The 18,893-nt window shown below is 71.7% G+C and carries 16 protein-coding genes; 7 read left to right on the plus strand and 9 right to left on the minus strand.

Annotated elements, in window-relative coordinates:
- Positions 1 to 68: 68 nt before the first annotated feature.
- Positions 69 to 980 carry a GNAT family N-acetyltransferase gene (locus tag AB0B57_RS31855; protein ID WP_357078281.1) on the plus strand — a complete coding sequence of 304 codons (912 nt, stop codon included), beginning with the start codon at positions 69 to 71 and terminating at the stop codon, positions 978 to 980.
- Between the two features lie 64 nt (positions 981 to 1,044).
- Here AB0B57_RS31855 and AB0B57_RS31860 read toward each other — a convergent pair whose 3' ends face one another.
- Together AB0B57_RS31860 and AB0B57_RS31865 are read right to left on the minus strand one after the other, a co-directional pair.
- Positions 1,045 to 1,284, minus strand: coding sequence for a hypothetical protein (locus AB0B57_RS31860; RefSeq protein ID WP_357078284.1), 240 nt, complete (start codon positions 1,282 to 1,284; stop codon positions 1,045 to 1,047).
- A 92-nt stretch (positions 1,285 to 1,376) separates the two neighbouring features.
- Complete coding sequence (locus AB0B57_RS31865) at positions 1,377 to 2,042, minus strand: GAD-like domain-containing protein (protein WP_357078396.1); 666 nt, start codon at positions 2,040 to 2,042, stop codon at positions 1,377 to 1,379.
- Positions 2,043 to 2,187: 145 nt separating this feature from the next.
- On the opposite strand from AB0B57_RS31865, the gene AB0B57_RS31870 reads away from it, so the two are divergent.
- Positions 2,188 to 3,756 carry a mucoidy inhibitor MuiA family protein gene (locus tag AB0B57_RS31870; protein ID WP_357078287.1) on the plus strand — a complete coding sequence of 523 codons (1,569 nt, stop codon included), beginning with the start codon at positions 2,188 to 2,190 and terminating at the stop codon, positions 3,754 to 3,756.
- Positions 3,757 to 3,788: 32 nt separating this feature from the next.
- Here AB0B57_RS31870 and AB0B57_RS31875 read toward each other — a convergent pair whose 3' ends face one another.
- The 3 genes from AB0B57_RS31875 to AB0B57_RS31885 form a co-directional block, all read right to left on the minus strand.
- Complete coding sequence (locus AB0B57_RS31875) at positions 3,789 to 4,292, minus strand: MarR family transcriptional regulator (protein WP_357078290.1); 504 nt, start codon at positions 4,290 to 4,292, stop codon at positions 3,789 to 3,791.
- An 8-nt stretch (positions 4,293 to 4,300) separates the two neighbouring features.
- Entirely contained in the window at positions 4,301 to 5,545 is a 1,245-nt protein-coding gene (locus tag AB0B57_RS31880) for an NAD(P)/FAD-dependent oxidoreductase (RefSeq protein ID WP_357078292.1), read from the minus strand.
- 168 nt (positions 5,546 to 5,713) lie between these two features.
- Positions 5,714 to 6,247: a hypothetical protein gene (locus AB0B57_RS31885; RefSeq protein ID WP_357078295.1), complete on the minus strand. Its 534-nt coding sequence runs from the start codon at positions 6,245 to 6,247 to the stop codon at positions 5,714 to 5,716.
- Between the two features lie 570 nt (positions 6,248 to 6,817).
- On the opposite strand from AB0B57_RS31885, the gene AB0B57_RS31890 reads away from it, so the two are divergent.
- Positions 6,818 to 7,528, plus strand: a complete 711-nt coding sequence (locus AB0B57_RS31890) for a siderophore-interacting protein (RefSeq protein WP_357078298.1) — start codon at positions 6,818 to 6,820, stop codon at positions 7,526 to 7,528.
- 15 nt (positions 7,529 to 7,543) lie between these two features.
- On the opposite strand, the gene AB0B57_RS31895 is transcribed toward AB0B57_RS31890, so the two are convergent.
- Entirely contained in the window at positions 7,544 to 7,948 is a 405-nt protein-coding gene (locus AB0B57_RS31895) for a helix-turn-helix domain-containing protein (RefSeq protein WP_357078301.1), read from the minus strand.
- A 54-nt stretch (positions 7,949 to 8,002) separates the two neighbouring features.
- Here AB0B57_RS31895 and AB0B57_RS31900 point away from each other — a divergent pair, with 54 nt between their 5' ends.
- A complete protein-coding gene (locus AB0B57_RS31900) occupies positions 8,003 to 8,818 on the plus strand; it encodes an alpha/beta hydrolase (protein ID WP_357078304.1) in 816 nt (271 codons plus the stop codon).
- A 61-nt stretch (positions 8,819 to 8,879) separates the two neighbouring features.
- On the opposite strand, the gene AB0B57_RS31905 is transcribed toward AB0B57_RS31900, so the two are convergent.
- On the minus strand, positions 8,880 to 10,244 hold the full coding sequence (locus AB0B57_RS31905; RefSeq protein ID WP_357078307.1) for a BNR repeat-containing protein: 1,365 nt from the start codon (positions 10,242 to 10,244) through the stop codon (positions 8,880 to 8,882).
- Positions 10,245 to 10,519: 275 nt separating this feature from the next.
- Between AB0B57_RS31905 and AB0B57_RS31910 the strand changes: the two genes are divergently transcribed.
- The 3 genes from AB0B57_RS31910 to AB0B57_RS31920 all read left to right on the plus strand — a co-directional run bounded on the left by AB0B57_RS31910 (position 10,520) and on the right by AB0B57_RS31920 (position 17,162).
- Entirely contained in the window at positions 10,520 to 14,434 is a 3,915-nt protein-coding gene (locus AB0B57_RS31910) for a Pls/PosA family non-ribosomal peptide synthetase (protein ID WP_357078311.1), read from the plus strand.
- Positions 14,431 to 15,774: a M1 family metallopeptidase gene (locus tag AB0B57_RS31915; RefSeq protein WP_357078314.1), complete on the plus strand. Its 1,344-nt coding sequence runs from the start codon at positions 14,431 to 14,433 to the stop codon at positions 15,772 to 15,774. Before AB0B57_RS31910 ends, AB0B57_RS31915 begins: the two co-directional genes overlap by 4 nt.
- 182 nt (positions 15,775 to 15,956) lie before the next feature.
- Positions 15,957 to 17,162, plus strand: coding sequence for an esterase-like activity of phytase family protein (locus AB0B57_RS31920; RefSeq protein WP_357078317.1), 1,206 nt, complete (start codon positions 15,957 to 15,959; stop codon positions 17,160 to 17,162).
- Positions 17,163 to 17,270: 108 nt separating this feature from the next.
- On the opposite strand, the gene AB0B57_RS31925 is transcribed toward AB0B57_RS31920, so the two are convergent.
- Positions 17,271 to 17,813 carry a hypothetical protein gene (locus AB0B57_RS31925; RefSeq protein WP_357078320.1) on the minus strand — a complete coding sequence of 181 codons (543 nt, stop codon included), beginning with the start codon at positions 17,811 to 17,813 and terminating at the stop codon, positions 17,271 to 17,273.
- Positions 17,814 to 17,995: 182 nt separating this feature from the next.
- On the minus strand, positions 17,996 to 18,757 hold the full coding sequence (locus AB0B57_RS31930; RefSeq protein WP_357078323.1) for an ABC transporter permease: 762 nt from the start codon (positions 18,755 to 18,757) through the stop codon (positions 17,996 to 17,998).
- Positions 18,758 to 18,893 lie beyond the last annotated feature (136 nt).

The following is an 18,893-nucleotide window of genomic DNA, read 5'->3' on the forward strand; positions in this document are numbered from 1 at the left end:
CCGCCCCGGCCGGCAACCAGGCCGAAATATCGGTGTCACCGGGGCGGGGCGGTGGCTAACGTACGCGGATGAGCACTGTTCCGATTGCCGGGCTGCGGCTGCGGTTCCACACCGACCCGGGCGAGTTCCTGGCCGCTGCGGGTGACTACCTGGGCGCCGATCCGGTCGTCAGCACGGTCGTGACCACGATCGCGCACCGGGTGCTGTCGCAACGGGCCGAGGGGATCGGACAGCCGGACCGCAACTGGTGGCTCGTGGTCAGCGACGACTCCGGCACGGTGGTCGGTGCCGGGATGCGCACCGCGCCGTACGCTCCCTACCCGCCATTCCTGCTGCCCATGCCCGACGAGGCGGCCGTCGCGCTGGCCCACGTGTTGCACCAGCGCGAGGAGGAGGTCCTCGGGGTCAACGGGGCCCTGCCCGCCGCTGACCTGTGCGCCGCCGAGCTGACCCGGCTCGGCGGGGGTCGAGTCCAGGTCACCCAGCACACCCGGCTGCACGAGCTCGGCGAGCTGGCGTGGCCGCCGCCGGTGCCGGGCGGCCTGGTGGTCGCGACCGAGGCCGACGTGGCACTGGTCACCGAGTGGTGCGCCGCGTTCGTGGGCGACGCCGACGAACAGGCGGGCCGTCCGCGCGGTACCAGCGCGCACGAAGTGCCCGACCAGGCCGAGCTGCTGCGCCGGATCCAGGGTGGACGGCTGTGGTTCTGGGTCGACGAGACTGGGGAGCCCGTGCACCTCACCGGGGCCAACCCGCCGTCGTTCGGGGTGGCCCGGTTGGGCCCGGTGTACACGCCGCCGGCCCAGCGCGGGCGTGGTTGGGCCAGCAACGCGGTTGCCGAGGTTTCCCGACAAATCCAGGCCGAGGGCGCGCGGGTCTGCCTGTTCACCGACCAGGCCAACCCGACCTCCAACAAGCTCTACGCCGCCCTCGGCTACCGGCCGGTCGTCGACATGGCCAACCTGATCATCGTCCGCTGACGCGGCATGCACCGCGACAGCCTCCGACAGCGGCAGCCGGCCGACAGCATGGGACGGTCAGCAGTCACAGTTCTCCGAACGTGTCGTGCACAGCGAGTTGGTCAAACCTGACCCGCGCGGTCCTCGGCGCGGCGTTCCCGCTGGTCCGCACCTTCAGAGTGGCTGTCGGGCCGGGAGTGTCCTCGACGATGACCACGTCCGGCACGTCGGCCGGCAGGTCGGCCGGCCATCCCGCGTCGTCGGTCGGCTCACTGGTCAAGAGGCGCGCGGGACGTCCACTCAGGCCCGTCTCGGTGGCCCGCACCGGCCGCCACCCCGTCGACGCCGGTCCGGTCGGCGCGGCCGTGCTCAGTGGGTGCTCAGCTGCCGTCGGATCGTCGGCAGCGCCTGGGCCGGTCACTTACCGAGCCACATGTGCAGCAGGTCTTCTTTGTCCACGACGCGACGCTCGGAGAGCTCCGCGAGCAACTCCAGGTGGACGGGGCCGTCGAAGATCTCGGCCCGCTCGGGACGCAGCGCCCCGCCGAGACCCAGGGCCGGGACGAAGCCGTAGATGGTGTCCGGGCCCACCGGGCCACGCAGTGCGCGTACCCGCTCGAACAACGGCTCCCTGTCGGCACCGTAAAGGTCGACACTGCGACGGTCCTGGCACATCAACAGCGCGTACAGCCGGTCATCGCGGCCGTCGTCGGACAGCGCGCGGTCGGAATGATCGGAAGGGATCACCCACCCGTGATGCGCACTGATCGTCAACCGCGAACCCGTCTGCTGCCCCCACACCTGCAGGTCGCCGAACGCACTGCGGCTCACCGCGACCCATCGTTCCGCTCTCGGCAGCTCGAGGCCGTCTGTCCATGCGTCGACCGCCGGCTGCCACACCTCCGGATCACACAACCAGAACGATCCGTTGCCAAAGCCGGCGAATCCGTACTCACGCCAACACGCCAGCAGCAGATCGGGCACGACACCGGCGAACTGAGTCAGCCGATCAGCGCGGACCGGAGCGGAACAGGTGGGAGGTCCCCAGATCTCAGCCAATTCCGCTACTTCACCATGCGCCATCGCGTTGCCTTTCCTCGTACCGCGAACCAACTGCCTGCCCGACCAGAACACCGCAGGTCCAGCGGGTCACGGGCAGCAGCCTACGGTGCCACGCGCGAGGGGCCGCGCGTCGAAGACGACGTGGCGTTTGGACTACCCTCGCGCCGTGGAGAGCACCGAGATTGACGCACCCATCGTCGGCGTCACCGTCTACCCGGACCGGGCCCGGGTCACCCGCCGGGGCAGCCCTCGGCTGGCCGCCGGCGAGCACCGGCTACGCGTCGCGCCACTCCCACTCGGCCTGCGGCGCGACTCCATCCGGGTCGGTGGGCGGGGCGCGGCCACGGTGCTCGGTGTGGACGTGACCACCTGGCGGCAGGCCCGCAGCGCCGACCCGCAGATCGTCGACCTCGAACAGCGACGCCGCGAGCTGAACGACGAGTTGGCCGAGGTCGCGGACGCGGACGCAATCGAGGAGCAGCGCGGGGAGTTCCTCACCCGGCTGGCCGAGCGAGCCGGTGGCACGTACGCCAGGGCGTTGGCCTCCGGCGACGCGGCGCCGACCGACGTGGCGGCCTTCAGTGACTCGGTGGCCGGTCAGCTGGCCGAGTCACGCGGCCGGCGGCGCGGGCTGTCTCGGCGGCGCACCGAGTTGGTCGCGGAGTTGGCCGCGGTCGAGCGCGACCTGAACGCGGCGCGTGGCAAGCGGACGCCGGACCGGTTGGCCGCCGAGGTGACGGTCTCGGTGGCGGCCGACGGCGCGGAGGTGGAACTGGAGTTGACCTATCTGGTCGACGGTGCGGTGTGGCGGCCCTCCTATGACCTGCGGCTGGTCGAGGACACGATGACCGTCACCTGGTTCGGGTTGGTCAGCCAGAGCACCGGAGAGGACTGGCCGGAGTGCGAGCTCCAGCTCTCGACCGCCCGGCCTGCGGCGACGACAGGCGTACCCGAATTGTCGCCCTGGTATCTCGACCGGCTTCGGCCGGTGCCGGTCGCGGGCGCGGCGGCGGCCATGCCGGTCGGGATGCCGCCCCCGGCACCGGGTGGGGCGCCGGCACCGTCCGCGGCGCCCCGGCAACGGTTGCAGGAGAGCGTCGCCCAGGTCGAGCAGGGCGTCAGCGCGGCCACCTATCGGCCGGCCCGGCCGGCGGCGGTGCCGGCCGACGGCAGCGCGCACCGCGCCACCATCGCCGTGCTGGAGCTGCCAACCCGACTGGACCATGTGACCGTGCCGGTCCGTGCCGCCGAGGCGCACCTGCGTGCGACGGTACGCAACACGTCGGAGCACACGATGCTGCCCGGTCCGGCGGCGGTCTTCCACGGCGCCGATTTCGTGGCGGCCACCGGGCTGCCGATGTGGGCGCCGGGCGAGGAGATCGAGCTGGGGCTCGGGGTCGACGACCGGTTGCGGGTGGAGCGGAAGCTGCACCGGCGCTCGGAGACCAGGGCCGCGCTCGGGTCGACGCGGCGGCGGGAGGTGGACTACCGGATCACCGTCGCCAACCACACGCCGCGGTCGGCGACCGTCGAGGTACGCGACCAGTTGCCGGTGTCCCGCGACGAGGCGGTGGTGGTGCGGGAGACGAACCTGGCACCGGCACCGGCGGAGCGTACGGAGCTGGGAGAGCTGGCCTGGCGGCTGTCGCTCGCACCGGGCGACAGCGCTGAGATCGCCGTCGGCTTCCGGGTGGAACTGGCCAAGGGGGTGGAGCTGACCGGCTGGCGGGAGTAGGCACCGCATCTCGTCGTCGGGCAGCGGACCGGTCAGGCGATGCCGTCCCAGGCGGAGCGCTGTGCGGTGTCGCCGCTGCCCAGGCGGTCCAACTCGGCGAGGTACACGGCCTGCATGCGGTCGTAGTGCCGGAGCAGCAGCATGACCTCCTCGTCGCCGTAGCCCTCGATGAGCCGCTCCGCCCGCTCGGCGAATCGTTCGTACGGTCGCCTCAACTCAGCGAGCCGCTCCGGCCGCAGGGTGACGATCACCCGCCGCCGGTCCGCCGGATCGCGCTCGGCCAGCACGTAGCCCGCCTGCTGGAGCCGGCGGAGCATGCTGGTCACCGCCCCGGTGGTGAGGTTGGTCCGCTCGGCGACCTGCCCCGCGGTGGCCGATCCGACATCCGCCAGGTAGTCCAGGCACTCCAGGTCGCTCACGGTGAGGCCCAGCCGCTCCGCGATGGCGTACCGGAACACCATGGACAGCCGCGACATCTCCTGCCCGGCGCGCATGAGGTCGGCGATCGCGGACGCCCGGACCGGCTGGTGGGACATGCCCGCAATCATGCCTCCGGGACGGTGACCCGGTGCAGTCGAGGTAACACGCGGGTCAGCACCCAGTGCGGTGCCGCCGCACCCCCGGTGAGGCGGCGCATCAACCCGGCGGCGGTGTCGACGGCGCGGAAGGCGTAGGACACCATCTCGTCCTGGTAGCTGGCGATCGCCTCCTGCACCGGCGCGCCGCTCGCCCGGGCCTCGACCAGCCGGTGGCCGAGCAGGGCGGCGTCGCGCAGCGCCGTGTTGCCGCCGTGGGCGCCGAACGGCGGCATGGCGTGCACGGCGTCGCCCATCAACGTCGCCCGGGGCACCGCCCACCGGCGCGGGCGCCGGCCGGTGGCGAAGAGGTTGAGCACCGTGGCGTCCAGTTCGGCGCTGTCGACCAGCCGCCGGATCAGCGGGTGAAAGTCCGTACCTCTCCGGGCGGCCAGTCTCCACAACGCCAGCAGGTCCCCGCGCACGTCGACGGGCACCTCCTCCTGCCGGAGCAGCAGTCCCCACATGACGTAGTCGTCGCCGGTGGGCGCATAGCTGCCCGGTGCCAGGCGCGCGAACGCCTCCGACGGGCTCTCGCCGAACCGCATGGAGGTGAAGAAGAAGGCGAGGCCCGGCCGGTCGGCGATGGCCAGGACCCCGCTGGAACGCAGCGCGTCCGGGATGACGCTCACGCCGTTGCGCCGCAGGGGCGACCGGCCGTAGATGCCCGCCATCGGGGTGTTCGCCGGGTCCGCGTCCGGCATGAGCTGCGCGCGCAGCGCCGAGCCGACGCCGTCCGCGCCCACGACGACGCTTGCCGTCGCGGCCCCGCCGTCGGAGAAGCGCAGCCGCGGCCTTGCCGGGTCGCCGCTGTCCACCGCGACGGCGTCCTTGCCGTAGTGGATGCGTCCGTCCAGCCCGGACTGCAGGATCGATCGCAGGGTCAGCCGGTCGACCTGGCGGGTCGCGTGCGGCTCGTCCTTGAAGGTGATGGTGAAGGCGTCCCGCAGCCGACTGTCGGTGAAGCGCAGGTGCCCGCCGGGCTCGTCACCGGTGGTCAGTGCCAGGTTGTACAGCGAGCGGGGCAGGCTCGCGCGCAGTGCTTCCAGCCCGTACCGGTCGAGAATGATCCGGTAGCCCTGCCGCCGGACGAAGGGGCCCGGGTCCCGCTCGTAGACGTGCACGTCGATGCCGGCACGCATCAGGTACTGGGCGAGGCAGAGGCCGGAGAGGCCGGCACCGGCGATTCGCCACTGAGAAGTCCGTCGATGCAACCATGCAGTTATCTTAATGACTAAGATGATTTGGGCAAGGCTGCCAGCAGCCTGCCGGCCGTCGTCGGGGTGCCCGCACACCGGACGGCACATCGGCAGCGATCGAGGGCGCGGATGAGCTGTCGACGGCAGCGGGGACGGTCCGGTCTGGACCGCCCCCGCCGGGAATCATTCGGAGATGACGAACTGGGCGGTGCTTGTGGTGTCGTAGTTGACGCCGTTCTTCTCGGCGTGGTGGGTGCAGTTGACCGTGACCGTGCGGGACTGGACGGGAACGCCGGTGACCGGGACGGTCGGAGACCAGAAGGTCACGTCGACGAGGGCGCCGTTGTTCTCGGAGTCATAGTCGTGGGTGGCGTAGCTGAGCACGGTGGCGGAGCACCTGACGTTTATGTAGTTGGCGTCCACCCGGTCGTTGCCCCAGGTGGCGAGCCGGGAGTAGCCGCGGACCTTGATGCCACCCACACGCAGTGGCCAGCTTCCCTCGTGGCCGGTGTCTTCCAGTTGGATGACGCCCTGCAGGTTGTAGGCCGGGGTGGGTGGGGTGCCGCCGCCACCGCCACCGCCACCCTCACCGCCACCGCCACACTCCGAATCGACGGGGCATTCGGGGACCCACGCCTGCGCCGGCATGGCGGTCACGCCGCTGAACGCGAAGCAGGCCAGCAGGGCGACCCCCAGCGTGGAAGCGCGTCTAAGCACGTCATCTCCTGTCAGCAGACGCCCGGGCAGGTCACCCAGGGCGTTCGATTGGACGCGTAGAGTATGGCCACGGTTTTGGGGAGCGCGAAAGGCATTGCGCGCTACGGCGCGACAGGACTGTCCCTTGTTCGCTCATCGGATGTCGTCGGCCCTGCCCCTGCCAGTCGACAGGATCTCGACACACCCTCGATCGGTGTGCGGCGTCATCCTTTGCCGGAAACGGCGTCAGCCGATTTACGCATTGCTGGATCGACGTGCATCGCGCGGTGGGCGGAATGGCCTGAGGTGGTTGGACGATCCGGCTCACTCTGGGGGCGGGCTCGGGACAGGGGGTGGTCGAGCGTCGCGCGGAGCGGGCCCAATCGATGTGTTCAGCTCGGTCGATCGGGCTGGCCGGCAAGCTCGCGGGCGTCGGTGATCAGGGCACTGGCATCATCGGGTTGGGCAGGGACGAAGCGGCGGGTGCCCACCTCGGGTTCCGGAGCGAGGAACCGATCGAGTACGACTGACGAGCTGGCCCCGGCGCGGAAGCAGTTGGCCGCACCACGACAACGCCTGAATTGAGGACCAATGCCCGGACTCGCCGAACGCCTGGCCGACCTCGCCAGTGGCGTGATGCTGGACGACGCCCACGTCACCGGCCTCAGCCACCTCTCCCCCGAGTTCGTCCGGATGACGCTGTCGGCCGAGGCGTTCCGAAAGGCGACCTGGGTGCCCGGAGCGAAACTCCAGCTCCGCCCGCGACGCGGTTCGATGAGCCTGCGCACCTACACACCAACGAGTTGGGACGCCGACCGGGGTGTGACGGAGCTGGTCGCGTACACGCACGGAAACGGTCCGGCGGCGCAGTGGTTCGAGCGGGTGACAGAGGGCCAGACCTGTGCGGTCTTCGGGCCACGGCGCTCCATCGACCTGCGCGAGGCCGCCGGTCCCGTGCTCTTCGTCGGGGACGAGACGAGCGTGGCGCTCGCCCACGCGTTGCGCACCATTCCCGCCGAGACGTCGTATGTCTTCGAGGCACGCGATCCGCTCGCGCTCACCGACGTACTCGCCCAACTGGGGATCACCGAACGAGTGGCGGTCGTCCCGAAGGCCGCCGACCGGGTCGAGCTTCTTCAGCACGGCCACACGGCGGCCGTCCAGGCGCCGTACACCCTCATCGTCACCGGCGACGCGGCGACGGTGCACGCGGTGCGGCGGGACAGCCGTGGGTGGGAGCGGAAACCCCGGCGGGTCATGGGCAAGGCATATTGGGCCGAGGGCCGCACCGGCCTCGACTGATCCGCGCGGGCACCACTACTGGCCAGGGCTGCGACGGTGTTCTTCGATTGTGGAGATGTGCCGCTCGGCCCAGGCCCGGACCACCGCCAGCGGGGCGTCCAGGGAGAGCCCCAGGCTGGTGAGCGCGTAGTGGACGCGCGGCGGCACGCTCGCCTCGACGCGGCGGGTGACCAGGCCGTCGCGGCACAGGCTCTGCAGCGTCTGCGACAGCATCTTGTTCGACACCCCGGGTGCGCGGCGACGCAGCTCCGCGAACCCGAGCTCGGCCGGATGGTTCTCCGCCAGCACCTTGATCAGCATCGACGTCCACTTGTCGCCGATCCGGTCGAGCAGTTGCCGGGTCGGGCAGTCCGGGCTGAAGAGGTCCCCGGTTACTCCGGGCTCACCGGGTGGCGCGAAAGTGCCCTCTTGCCAGGTCATCAGGCATCTCCCATGGTATGCAGGTAACCAATGGTAACCGCCGGGAGATCAGACATGGAATTGCGCAGAATCCGGACAAACGGCACGGAGTTGAACGTCGCCCTGGACGGCGAGGGCCCGCCGGTGCTGCTGATGCACGGCTGGCCGCACACCTGGCAGGTCTGGCGCGAGGTGCTGCCGTTGCTGGGTGGGCGGCGCCGCGTCATCGCACCGGACCTGCGCGGGCTCGGCGACAGCGCTCGCGCGGCGGACGGGTTCGACGCGGCGACCGGTGCCGGTGACATGCTCGGCCTGCTCGACGCGCTGGGGGTCGAGCAGGCCGAGGTCGTGGCCCTGGACGCGGGCGTGCCCGCCGCTTTCCTGCTCGGCGCCCTGCACCCGGCCCGGGTACGCCGCCTGGTGCTGATGGAGGCGACGCTGCCCGGCCTGCCTGGTGGCTTCCCGGCACCACCGTGGTGGTTCGGCTTCCACACGGCCCCCGGGCTGGCCGAGACGGTGCTCGAAGGCCACGAGGCCGAATACCTCGACTTCTTCCTGCTGGCCGGCACCTTCGAGCGCCGGGGGGTGCCCCCGGAGATCAGGGACGCATTCGTCAGCGCGTACACCGGTCGTGCGGCGCTGCGCTGCGGCTTCGGCTACTACCGCGCCGCCGAGCAGAACGCGGCGGCGATCTCCACGGCGGGCCGGCTGACCACGCCCACCCTGGCGGTCGGCGGCAACACCGTCGGCGACCTGCTCTACCGACAGCTCACCCCCATCGCCGACGACCTTTCCGGTGAGCTGATTCCGCACAGCGGCCACATCGTGCCACTGGACCGCCCGGACGCCGTCGCACAGTTGCTCCGCGTCGACTCCGCCACGTCCCGTTAGGGCCCGTGTCAAAGCCCCTGGCCGGCCTGCGGCGGGCCCAGACGACGACCGGCCGGGTCGGTCAGTTCCCGGCGCTTGTGAAGTTCAGGACGTCGATCCGGCTGCCGCCCCTGTGGGGTGCGAACACGCTGGCGATGTTGTTGGACTTCAGCAGGCGGTGGTCGAGCAGCGGATCCGAGGTGAAGTTCGCCGTGGACCGGTAGCGGACGGCCCAGTCCGACCAACCCGAGGCCCGGGACGCGGTGGCGATCTGCAGCACACCCGTGTTCGACGCGGCGCTGACCACGAAGAGGTTGTCCTGGGAGTCGACGCCGATGTCACCGCGGCTGACGCCCGCCTGGTAGCCGAGGATTCGCTGGCTCCACTGGCCGGTCGCCGCCGCACGCCAGTAGTGCACGAGCACGGCGCTGGTGCGGGCGTTGGTGAAGACGGCGTCACTGGGCGCCGACGGCGGCAGGTGGGAGGCCAGGACGTGCACGTTCCCCGCCGAGTCCACCGTCTGCGATTCCTGGTTCATCAGGCCGCGGTTCTGCCCGATGGTCCAGAACCGTGCCGCGGCGGTGGTCGTCGAGATCGGACTGGAGTCGGCGGTGCCGATCAGCGCACCCGACCCACTGCGCCACGTTCGGCCGCGGTCCGCGCTGTACGCGTAGAAGAGATCGTGGTTGCTACTCGCGTCGAAGGTCTCCCGGACGGTCCAGGTCAGGTGCAGCAGACCCTGCGCGTCGTACTGGAAGCCGAACAGATAGGCGTTGTTGCCGAGCGTGGTGCCGTTCATGATCTTGCCGACGAAACTCCACGCACCGGCCCGATATTCGAACAGGACCTGGTTGCCGTTGCCACTCTCCCCCGTCCGGATCGTCAGTTGCAGGTTGCCGTCGGGCATGGTGGTGAACTGGGGATAGGTCATGACGGCCATGTCGCGCCCGGCGAGGCTGTTCTGCACGGCGCCGAAGATGCCCGGTGACCAGGTGGCGGTGTCCGGCGCGGTGGCGATGCCGGCCACCGACTTGCGGTAGCGGAAACGCTGCGAGTGCATGTCGAACGAGAGGTGGATGCTTCCGTCCACGTGGGAGAGCCCGATGCTGATCACGTTGTGTGAATCGGTGGTGGTGGTGCGATAGTCCGTCAGTCGGATGGTCTGCCAGGTGCCGTTCGTCGGACGCCGGGAGACGTTGACGTAGCCCTGGGCGTCCCAGAACGCCGCGTACTGCCACCGGCGGTGCGAGACGATGCCGTCCTGCTGGAACGATTCGCCGTTCATCAGGCCCGTGTAGCTCTCCGCGGTGCGGCCCTGGGTGGTCAGCGTGGTCGTGGTCGGCGCATTCACCGTCGGCGACGCCGCCGAGGCCGCCGAGCCGCTGGTGGTGACCAGCAGGAGCCCGGCCAGCGCCACGCCCACCCGGTACCGCTGCACAACCGTCATCGAAGATCCTCTCTCGGCTGGGGCTGGTGACCATCATCGCGGCGATGCGGCCATCGCGCTGCCCGCGCCGAGGGCGTGGTGCCGACGGCGCGTCCGCGGCCATGTCGCGGTCGATCGGTGTTCGTGGAAGGGATCGCTGTGGTGGTGGACACGAAGCCGCTACTTCGTCGTCTCTTCCGGCCGGTGCGACGTAGCGTTGAGGGCTGCCCAGGGCGGGTCCGCATGCCGCATGCCTGGTTGACGCCGATCCCTGAGACGAAGATGGTGAACGCCGGGTGCCCGTGACGAGTGAACTCCAGGTGGTTGCGCTACCGCCGACAGCTGCCGCACCGAGGATCCCCGCGGTGTTCCGATCCTCCCCGGCGGCGGCCCGCCGCACGCTCGTCGACATTCTCGACGACTCCGTGCACACGCACGCCGAGGCTCTCGCACTCGACAACGGTGCCACGGCACTGACGTACCGCGACCTGGCCGACGAGGTCGAGGCCGTCCGGCGGTCGCTGGCCGGGCACGGCATCGGTGTCGGCGACCGCGTGGGTGTCCGGATCTCCTCCGGTACGGCCGAGCTGTACCTGGCGATCCTCGGCGTTCTCGCGGCGGGCGCGGCCTACGTACCGGTAGACGCGGACGATCCGGAGGAACGCGTCGAGCTCGTCTTCGCCGAGGCGGGAGTGGCGGCGGTGCTCGGGGACGGGCTGGCGGTGTCGGTGCGGCGTACCCCCGGGGGTCGGATCGCCCGGCCCGACCCGGGCGACGACGCCTGGATCATCTTCACCTCCGGCTCGACCGGCACCCCGAAGGGGGTGGCGGTCAGCCACGGCGCGGCGGCGGCCTTTGTCGACGCCGAGGCCCGGTTGTTCCTCGCCGACGAGGCCAGCGAGGCGATCGGCCCGCAGGACCGGGTCCTGGCCGGGCTGTCGGTGGCGTTCGACGCGTCCTGCGAGGAGATGTGGCTGGCGTGGCGGCACGGTGCCTGTCTGGTGCCGGCCGCGCGGTCGCTCGTCCGCAGCGGTGTCGACCTCGGGCCGTGGTTGGCCGAGCAGCGCATCTCGGTGGTGTCGACGGTGCCGACGCTCGCCGCGCTGTGGCCGGTCGAGGCGCTGGAGGAGGTCCGGCTGCTGATCTTCGGTGGTGAGGCCTGCCCACCGGAGCTGGCACAGCGCCTCGCCGTCGAGGGCCGCGAGGTCTGGAACACCTACGGGCCGACCGAGGCGACAGTGGTGGCCTGCGCCGCGCGGATGACCGGCGAGGGGCCGGTCCGGATCGGGCTGCCGCTGGCCGGCTGGGACCTCGCGGTGGTCGACGCCTCGGGCGCTCCGGTCGCGATGGGTGCGACCGGCGAGCTGGTGATCGGCGGGGTGGGGCTCGCCCGCTACCTGGACGCGGGCAAGGACGCCGAGAAGTTCGCGGCGCTGCCCGCGCTCGGCTGGCAGCGGGCGTACCGCAGCGGTGACATCGTCCGGGCGGAGCCCGAGGGGCTCCTGTTCGTCGGCCGCGGTGACGAACAGGTGAAGCTCGGCGGACGCCGGATCGAGCTGGGTGAGATCGACGCCGCGCTGCAGGCGCTGCCCGACGTCGCCGGTGCCGCCGCGGCGGTGCGGCGCACCGCCGCGGGCAACCAACTGCTGGTGGGGTACGTGGTTCCGCACGACGGCGTCACGTTCGATGCCGCGACGGCGGCGCTGCGGATCCGTGAGCAGTTGCCGGCCGCGCTCGTGCCGCTGCTGGCCGTGGTGGAGGCGCTGCCGACCCGAACATCGGGCAAGGTGGATCGGGCCGCGCTGCCGTGGCCGCTGGCCACCGGGCAGGACACCGCAGGCGAGCTGACCGCGACCGAGGAGTGGCTCGCCCGCGGTTGGGCGGAAATCCTCGGCGTACGCCCCACCGAGGCGGACGCGGACTTCTTCACCCACGGCGGCGGCAGCCTGAACGCGGCGCAACTGGTGGCCTGGATCCGGCGCCGGCACCCCCGGGTCTCGGTGGCGGACATCTACCTCCACCCGAAACTGTCGCGGCTCGCGACGATGCTCGACGCGCTCGACAGCACAGCGGCGACACGCCGGGAGGTCCGGCCGACGCCGAGGCGCGCGGGGCTGATCCAGGCCGCGCTGATGGTGCCGATGCTCGCGCTGGTCGGGCTGCGCTGGCTGACCGTCCTGGCCGCCCTCGGCAACCTGCTCACCCTGCTCACGCCGGCACCGTGGGCGCCTGCCGTGTCCTGGTGGTGGGTGGCGCTGGGCTGGCTTCTGCTGTTCAGCCCGCTGGGCCGGATCGCCCTGGCCGCCGCGGGAGCGCGGCTGCTGCTGCGCGGGGTACGCCCCGGCAGCTACCCGCGCGGCGGCGGCGTGCACCTGCGGCTGTGGGCCGCCGAACGCCTCGCCGAGCTGACCGGCGCCACGAGCGTCGCCGGAGCCTCCTGGATGATCACGTATGCCCGGGCGCTCGGCGCGTCCATCGCTCCCGACGTCGACCTGCACTCCGCACCGCCGGTCACCGGCCTGCTGAAACTGGGCCGCGGCGCGGCGATCGAGCCAGAGGTCGATCTGACCGGCCACTGGGTCGACGGCGACGTCGTCCATGTCGGCAGGGTCCGCGTCGGCGCGGGTGCCCGGGTGGGTTCCCGCAGCACCCTGATGCCCGGCGCCCGCGTCGGCAAGGGCGCGCGCATCGCCGCCGGCTCGACAGTGACCGGCGCCGTACCGGCGAATCAGCGCTGGGCCGGCTCACCTGCCACCCCCGCTGCCAAGGATCCCGCCGAGTGGCCCGGTCAGCGGCCGGTGCGAACGCGACTGCGGTCTCGCGGTTGGCCGATCGCGTACGCGCTGACCGCCCAACTGCTGGGGCTGCTGCCGGTTGTGGCCGCCCTGCCGGCGCTCGCCCTGCTCGGCTGGACGCTCGCCGTCCGGCCCACTGTCGGCGCGGTGCTGGCCGCCGTCGCGGTGGCGACCGTCGCCTACCTGGTGGGCTATGCGCTGCTGGTGCTCGGGGCGGTGCGGGCGCTCAGCATCGGCCTGCGCGCCGGCTACCACCAGGTGCAGGGTCGGGTGGCGTGGCAGGTGTGGACGACCGAACGGCTGATGGGGATGGCGCGGGTCGGGCTGTTCCCGCTCTACGCCAGCCTCTTCACGCCGGTGTGGTTGCGGCTGCTGGGCGCCAGGGTCGGGCGCGGGGTGGAGGCGTCCACGGTGCTCGCACTGCCGGCGATGACCACCGTCGCCGACGGGGCCTTCCTGGCCGACGACACCATGGTCGCGACCTACGAGCTGAGCCACGGATGGCTGCGGGTCGCCCCGGCCCGCATCGGTAAGCAGGCCTTCCTCGGCAACTCGGGGATGGCGGCACCCGGGCGTTCGGTGCCCAAGCGCGGGCTTGTCGGCGTGTTGTCGTCGGCGCCGTTCAAGGCGAAGAAGGGCTCCTCGTGGCTCGGCGCGCCGCCGATGCCGCTGCGTCGGACCGTGGAAGCGGCCGACACCAGCCGCACCTTCGACCCGCCGCTGCGCCTGAAGCTGGCCCGGGCCGCGATCGAGCTGTGCCGGATCGTCCCGGTGATGTGCGCCGGTGCCCTGGCGGTCGGCGTCCTGGCCGTACTCGCGATCGTCTGGCGGGCCGGCGGGTGGTGGGCGGCGGCGCTCGCCGCCGGGCCGGTGCTGCTCGGCGCGGCGATCACCGCCGCCGCCATCGCGACGGCCGCGAAGTGGCTGCTGGTCGGACGCTTCCGGGTCGCCGAGCGCGCGCTGTGGACCTCCTTCGTCTGGCGCAACGAACTCGCGGACACGTTCGTCGAGGTCCTCGCCGCGCCGTGGCTGGTCCGCTTCGCGACCGGCACGCCACTGCTCGCGGCGTGGCTGCGCACGCTCGGCGCGAAGATCGGCCGGGGCGTGTGGCTGGAGACCTACTGGCTGCCCGAGTACGACCTGGTGCGCCTCGGCGACGGCGCGACCGTGAACCGCGGTTGTGTGGTGCAGACCCACCTGTTCCATGATCGTGTGATGAGCATGGACGAGGTGACACTTGGCGCGGGAGCCGCGCTGGGCCCGCACGGCATCGTCCTGCCGGGTGCGAGCATCGGGGCGCGGACCACCGTCGGGCCCGGTTCGCTGGTGACCCGCGGCGACGCCGTGCCGTGCGACAGCCGATGGTTGGGTAACCCGATCACCACCTGGCCGGCGCCAGCGGCACGGTCGGCATGAATCCGAAGGCGGCGTCGGCGTCGAGCGGCGCGACACCCGGCGCCGGTCGCTCCGGCGACTCCTACCTGCCCGAGCACGGCAACGGCGGCTACCGGGTGCGGCACTACGACCTCGACCTGGACTACCGGGTCGTGTCCAACCGCCTCGCTGGCCGGGCGGACCTCACCGCGGTGGCCGGGCAGTCGTTGTCGCGGTTCACCCTCGATCTCGGTCGGTTGCGCGTCCAGGACGTCCGGGTCGACGGGCGCCCGGCGAAGTACCTGCACCGCCCGGACAAACTGCAGATCAAACCCGAGCGGCCGATCGGCGCCGGGGACACCTTCCGGGTGGAGATCCGGTACGCGGGAAAGCCGGTGCCCATCGCCGGCCGCTGGGGCACCCTCGGGTGGGAGGAACTCACCGACGGGGTGCTGGTGGCCAGCCAGCCGAACGGGTCGCCGTCCTGGTTCCCGTGCGACGACCAACCCGGCGCCAAGGCCACCTTCCGGGTGGCGGTCACGACCTCCTCCCCGTACACGGTGGTGGTGACAGGTGATCCCGTGCTCCAACGCCGGGCCGCGGGCGGCACGACGTGGGTATACGAGCGGCGCGAGCCCACCTCGCCGTACCTGATGAGTGTCCAGATCGGCCGCTACGAGCTGGTGGACCTGGCGGTCGGTGCGGTGCTGCAGCGCGCCGCGATCCCGCCCGCGCTGCGCCGGAACGCCGCCCACGACTTCGGCCGGCACGGCCAGATCATGTCGGCGCTACAGCGGCTCTTCGGGCCGTACCCCTTCACGCAGTATGTCGTCGTGGTCGCCGACGACGACCTCGACGATCCGGTCGAGGCGCAGGGCATGGCGGTCTTCGGGCGAAACCACGTCGACGGGCGGCGCACCCACGAGCGGCTGGTGGTGCACGAGCTGGCCCACCAGTGGTTCGGCAACAGCCTCACGGTGGCCGACTGGCGGCACATCTGGCTCAACGAGGGCTTCGCCACGTACGCCGAGTGGTTGTGGTCCGGCGTCTGCGGCGAGTTGCCGACAGACGCCCTGGCCGCGCAGTGGCACGCGTGGGTCGCGGATCGCCCGCGGACCGTCATCGTGGCGGATCCCGGCGTCGACCGGATGTTCGACCCGCTTGTCTACAAGCGGGGTGCGCTCGCGGTGCACGCCCTGCGCAAGCGGGTCGGCGACGAGTCGTTCTTCGCGCTGCTGCGCGCCTGGGTCGCCGAGCACCAACACGCGACGGTGACGACCGAGCAGTTCCGGCTGCACGCCCAGCGCTTCGCCCGCGAGCCCCTGGACGGCCTGTTCGCCGCCTGGCTCGACAGCCCGACGCTGCCCCCGTTGCCCCGCTGACCACCGACACGCCTCAAGGGCGTGTGGCAAAGCCCCTGGCCGGGCCGAGGACTTTGCCACACGCCCTAAGGGTCACCGCACGGCCCGGGCGCGGTTTCCCTGTGGTCAGTCCGAGTTCACCGCGTCTCCCTACCTTGCCATCGGATCACCCTGGTCCTTCGTTCCTGACGAGATGAGGATTGATGGCAGTAAGCAAGCGGGTCGGCCTGGGTGCTGCGGTGGCCGCGCTGATCCTGACGCTGCCGGGCGCCGCGTCCGCGGCCGAGCAGAGCACGCGGCACCGGGCCGAGCTGATCAAATTCGCCATGCTGCCGGCGGCGACATTCGTTCCCGGTAGCGAACCGGCCGGCTCGTCGCTGGGCACTGCCCCGATCAACGGCATCATCCCGCCGTTCGCCGACCAACCGGTCCAGGGGTTCAGCGGCGTCCTCCGCAACAGCGACGGCACCTTCGACGTGTTGTCCGACAACGGTTTCGGCAACAAGGCCAACAGTGCCGACTTCCTGCTGCGTGTCCAACGGGTCGCGCCCGGCTTCGCCAGCGGCACCGTCGACGTGGTCGGCGGCATCAACCTGACCGACCCGTACGGCAAGGTTCCGTTCGCTCTCACCCGCGCCGACCGGGTGCTCACCGGTGCCGACTTCGACGTCGAGTCGATCACTCGGACGGCCGACGGCACGTACTGGATCGGTGACGAGTTCGGTCCGTACCTGCTGCACTTCGACCGCGCGGGCCGCCTCCTGCAGGCGCCGGTGCAACTGCCGGGCGTGTTCGCTCCCGAGAACCCGACCCGCGGCACGACCCCGGCCAACCTGTCCAGCAGCAAGGGCTTCGAGGGCATGGCCCAGTCACCGGACGGCGGCACGCTCTATCCGCTGCTCGAGGGCACTGTCGCGGGCGACCCGGCGGGCACCCTCCGGCTCAACGAGTTCGACGTCCGGACCAACACCTACACCGGTCGGCGCTGGACCTACGCGCTCGACGCCGCCGACCACGCGATCGGTGACGCGATCATGGTCGACCGCGACCGCTTCCTGATCATCGAACGGGACAACGGCCAGGGTGCGACGGCGAAGGTGAAGAGGATCTACCTGGCCGACAAGCGCGACCGGGACCGGGACGGGCGCCTCGACAAGACGCTCGTCGCCGACCTGATGGACATCGCCAACCCCCGGCACGTCGGCGGGTTCGGCAGCACCTTCACGTTCCCGTTCCAGACCATCGAGGACGTGGTGATCCTCGACGACCGCACGATCGCCGTCCTCAACGACAACAACTTCCCGTCCTCCTCGGGCCGCACGGCCGGTCAGGCGGACAACAACGAGTTCATCGTGATCAAGTTGGACCGCGGCCTGGACGCCGACAAGCGCGTCCTGCGTCGCTACTGACCCGGACCCCCAGGGGGTGGGTGGCCTGTTCCGCCGCCCACCCCGCACCGGGACACCAGCCAGCGCATCCGCCGACAGGGGCCTCGGCGTGCGGCCCGGCCGGCCGGGTCACCTCCCCCGGGCGGGAGGCGTCACCCCACCGCAGGCGCCGATCGTGCGCGCGGCCGCGGCCTGGACCTGGGGGGACGGATCGGACAACGCCGCGGTGGCCGTGGCCAGCAGCGTCGGCACGATCTGCCGGCAGCCGAGTACGGCCCGGACATAGAGGGCGCCCTGCAGCCGCCCGTCCTCCCAGATCCCCTCCTCGTCGCCGTCGCGAAGTGCCTCGGCCAGAGCGGCGTCCACGTCGAAGTCCGGCTCGGGCAGGTCCCGGTCCGTGCTGCTGCCCGCCTCGGCCACCGCGGCCAGGAAGTTGAGCAGTTCGGCGCGCAGGTCGGGATCGGTCACCCGCGGGTCGACGAGCAGCGCGGCCACGTCGAGGGCGGCCGGCGGGGTCGCGGTCCACGGCGTTCCCTGGTGGACGATCGCCGACCGTAGGTGCTTGATCGCCCTCGCGCGGGCCGCCGGGTCGTCGCCGGCGAGCGCCGCCAGATGGCCGGGGGTGTCCCCGGCGAGGCCGTAGGCGTGCAGCAGAGCGGCGTACTCGGTCACGCCTGGAAAATACCCGGCCGGCACCGCAACTGGCATCCGCGCACGCCGGTGAGCGGGAGTCTGGTCGGAGCCGCTCGGGCCGCCCCCTCCGGCGCGACACAGCGTCGTCGCCTGCTCGGCCGCCGTGTGTCGATGTCGCCGCGCGCCCGGTGCACACACCTGAGCGGCGAGTGGGGCGAGGGTCAGTGACCGGGCTGCGATCCGGCGGGCCGGAGACGGTCGCGGGCCACCAACTCGACGGTGAGGACGACGGCGACAGCCTCCACGGCAAGGAGCCCGACGAGGACCACCAACTGTGTCACCCCTGCGACGAGAGGGCTGCCTCCACCGAGCAGCACCCCGACGAAGGCGCCGGGCAGGGTCACCAGGCCCACCGTCCGGGTCTGGTCGAGCGCCGGGACCAACGCCTGTCCGGCCGCCGGACGGCACACCAGCAGCACCGCGTCGCGCGGCAGCAGGCCCAGGGCCAGGCCGGCCTGCACCTCACCACGCCGGCTGGTCAGCTCGTCAAGCGCACGACGACCCGCCAGCGACGTCGCGGTCATCGCCCCGCCGATCAGGATCCCCGCGACCGGGATGATCGCGATACCGCGCATCGGCACCAGGCCCGCCGACAGCAGCCCCGCCACCACCAGCATGCTGCCCGCGACAATCGGCGCACCCGCCCACCAGCCCCGGCCACCGCCGGTGACCCGCCGACCGGACGTGACCGTCGCCACCACGCACATCAGAACGACAAACGCGGCCGTGGCCCACAGCGACACCACGATGCCCACGATCAGCAGCGACACGGCACCCAGTTGGATCGCCGCACGGACGGCGGCGACCACGACCTGCCGACCGTGACCCAGCTTTCCGAGGGTCACGACCGCCGCCGCCACAAGGGTCAGGACGACCAGCGCGACACCGAGCTTCGGGCCGACCACGAGCATCGTCGAGGACATGCGACAAGTGTCCCTTCGGGCCCGGCCAGGGACGCACGCGCCGCCCACCCCAGCGGACCCGTTGGGCGATCGAGGAGTGCACTTGTTCTGTGCGCCCACGCCCACCTCATCGCCACCGAGGACGACGACGGCCGCA

Source organism: Micromonospora sp. NPDC049101, assembly GCF_040648675.1.
Classification (GTDB): domain Bacteria; phylum Actinomycetota; class Actinomycetes; order Mycobacteriales; family Micromonosporaceae; genus Micromonospora.

What these genes read in the sequence shown, in the direction of transcription:
- AB0B57_RS31920 (WP_357078317.1), top strand. Translation starts at nt 15,957, where the DNA reads ATGGCAGTAAGCAAGCGGGTCGGCCTGGGTGCTGCGGTGGCCGCGCTG.
- AB0B57_RS31930 (WP_357078323.1), bottom strand. Translation starts at nt 18,757, where the DNA reads ATGTCCTCGACGATGCTCGTGGTCGGCCCGAAGCTCGGTGTCGCGCTG.
- AB0B57_RS31875 (WP_357078290.1), bottom strand. Translation starts at nt 4,292, where the DNA reads ATGTCCCACCAGCCGGTCCGGGCGTCCGCGATCGCCGACCTCATGCGC.
- AB0B57_RS31915 (WP_357078314.1), top strand. Translation starts at nt 14,431, where the DNA reads ATGAATCCGAAGGCGGCGTCGGCGTCGAGCGGCGCGACACCCGGCGCC.
- AB0B57_RS31855 (WP_357078281.1), top strand. Translation starts at nt 69, where the DNA reads ATGAGCACTGTTCCGATTGCCGGGCTGCGGCTGCGGTTCCACACCGAC.
- AB0B57_RS31905 (WP_357078307.1), bottom strand. Translation starts at nt 10,244, where the DNA reads ATGACGGTTGTGCAGCGGTACCGGGTGGGCGTGGCGCTGGCCGGGCTC.
- AB0B57_RS31895 (WP_357078301.1), bottom strand. Translation starts at nt 7,948, where the DNA reads ATGACCTGGCAAGAGGGCACTTTCGCGCCACCCGGTGAGCCCGGAGTA.
- AB0B57_RS31890 (WP_357078298.1), top strand. Translation starts at nt 6,818, where the DNA reads ATGCCCGGACTCGCCGAACGCCTGGCCGACCTCGCCAGTGGCGTGATG.
- AB0B57_RS31900 (WP_357078304.1), top strand. Translation starts at nt 8,003, where the DNA reads ATGGAATTGCGCAGAATCCGGACAAACGGCACGGAGTTGAACGTCGCC.
- AB0B57_RS31865 (WP_357078396.1), bottom strand. Translation starts at nt 2,042, where the DNA reads ATGGCGCATGGTGAAGTAGCGGAATTGGCTGAGATCTGGGGACCTCCC.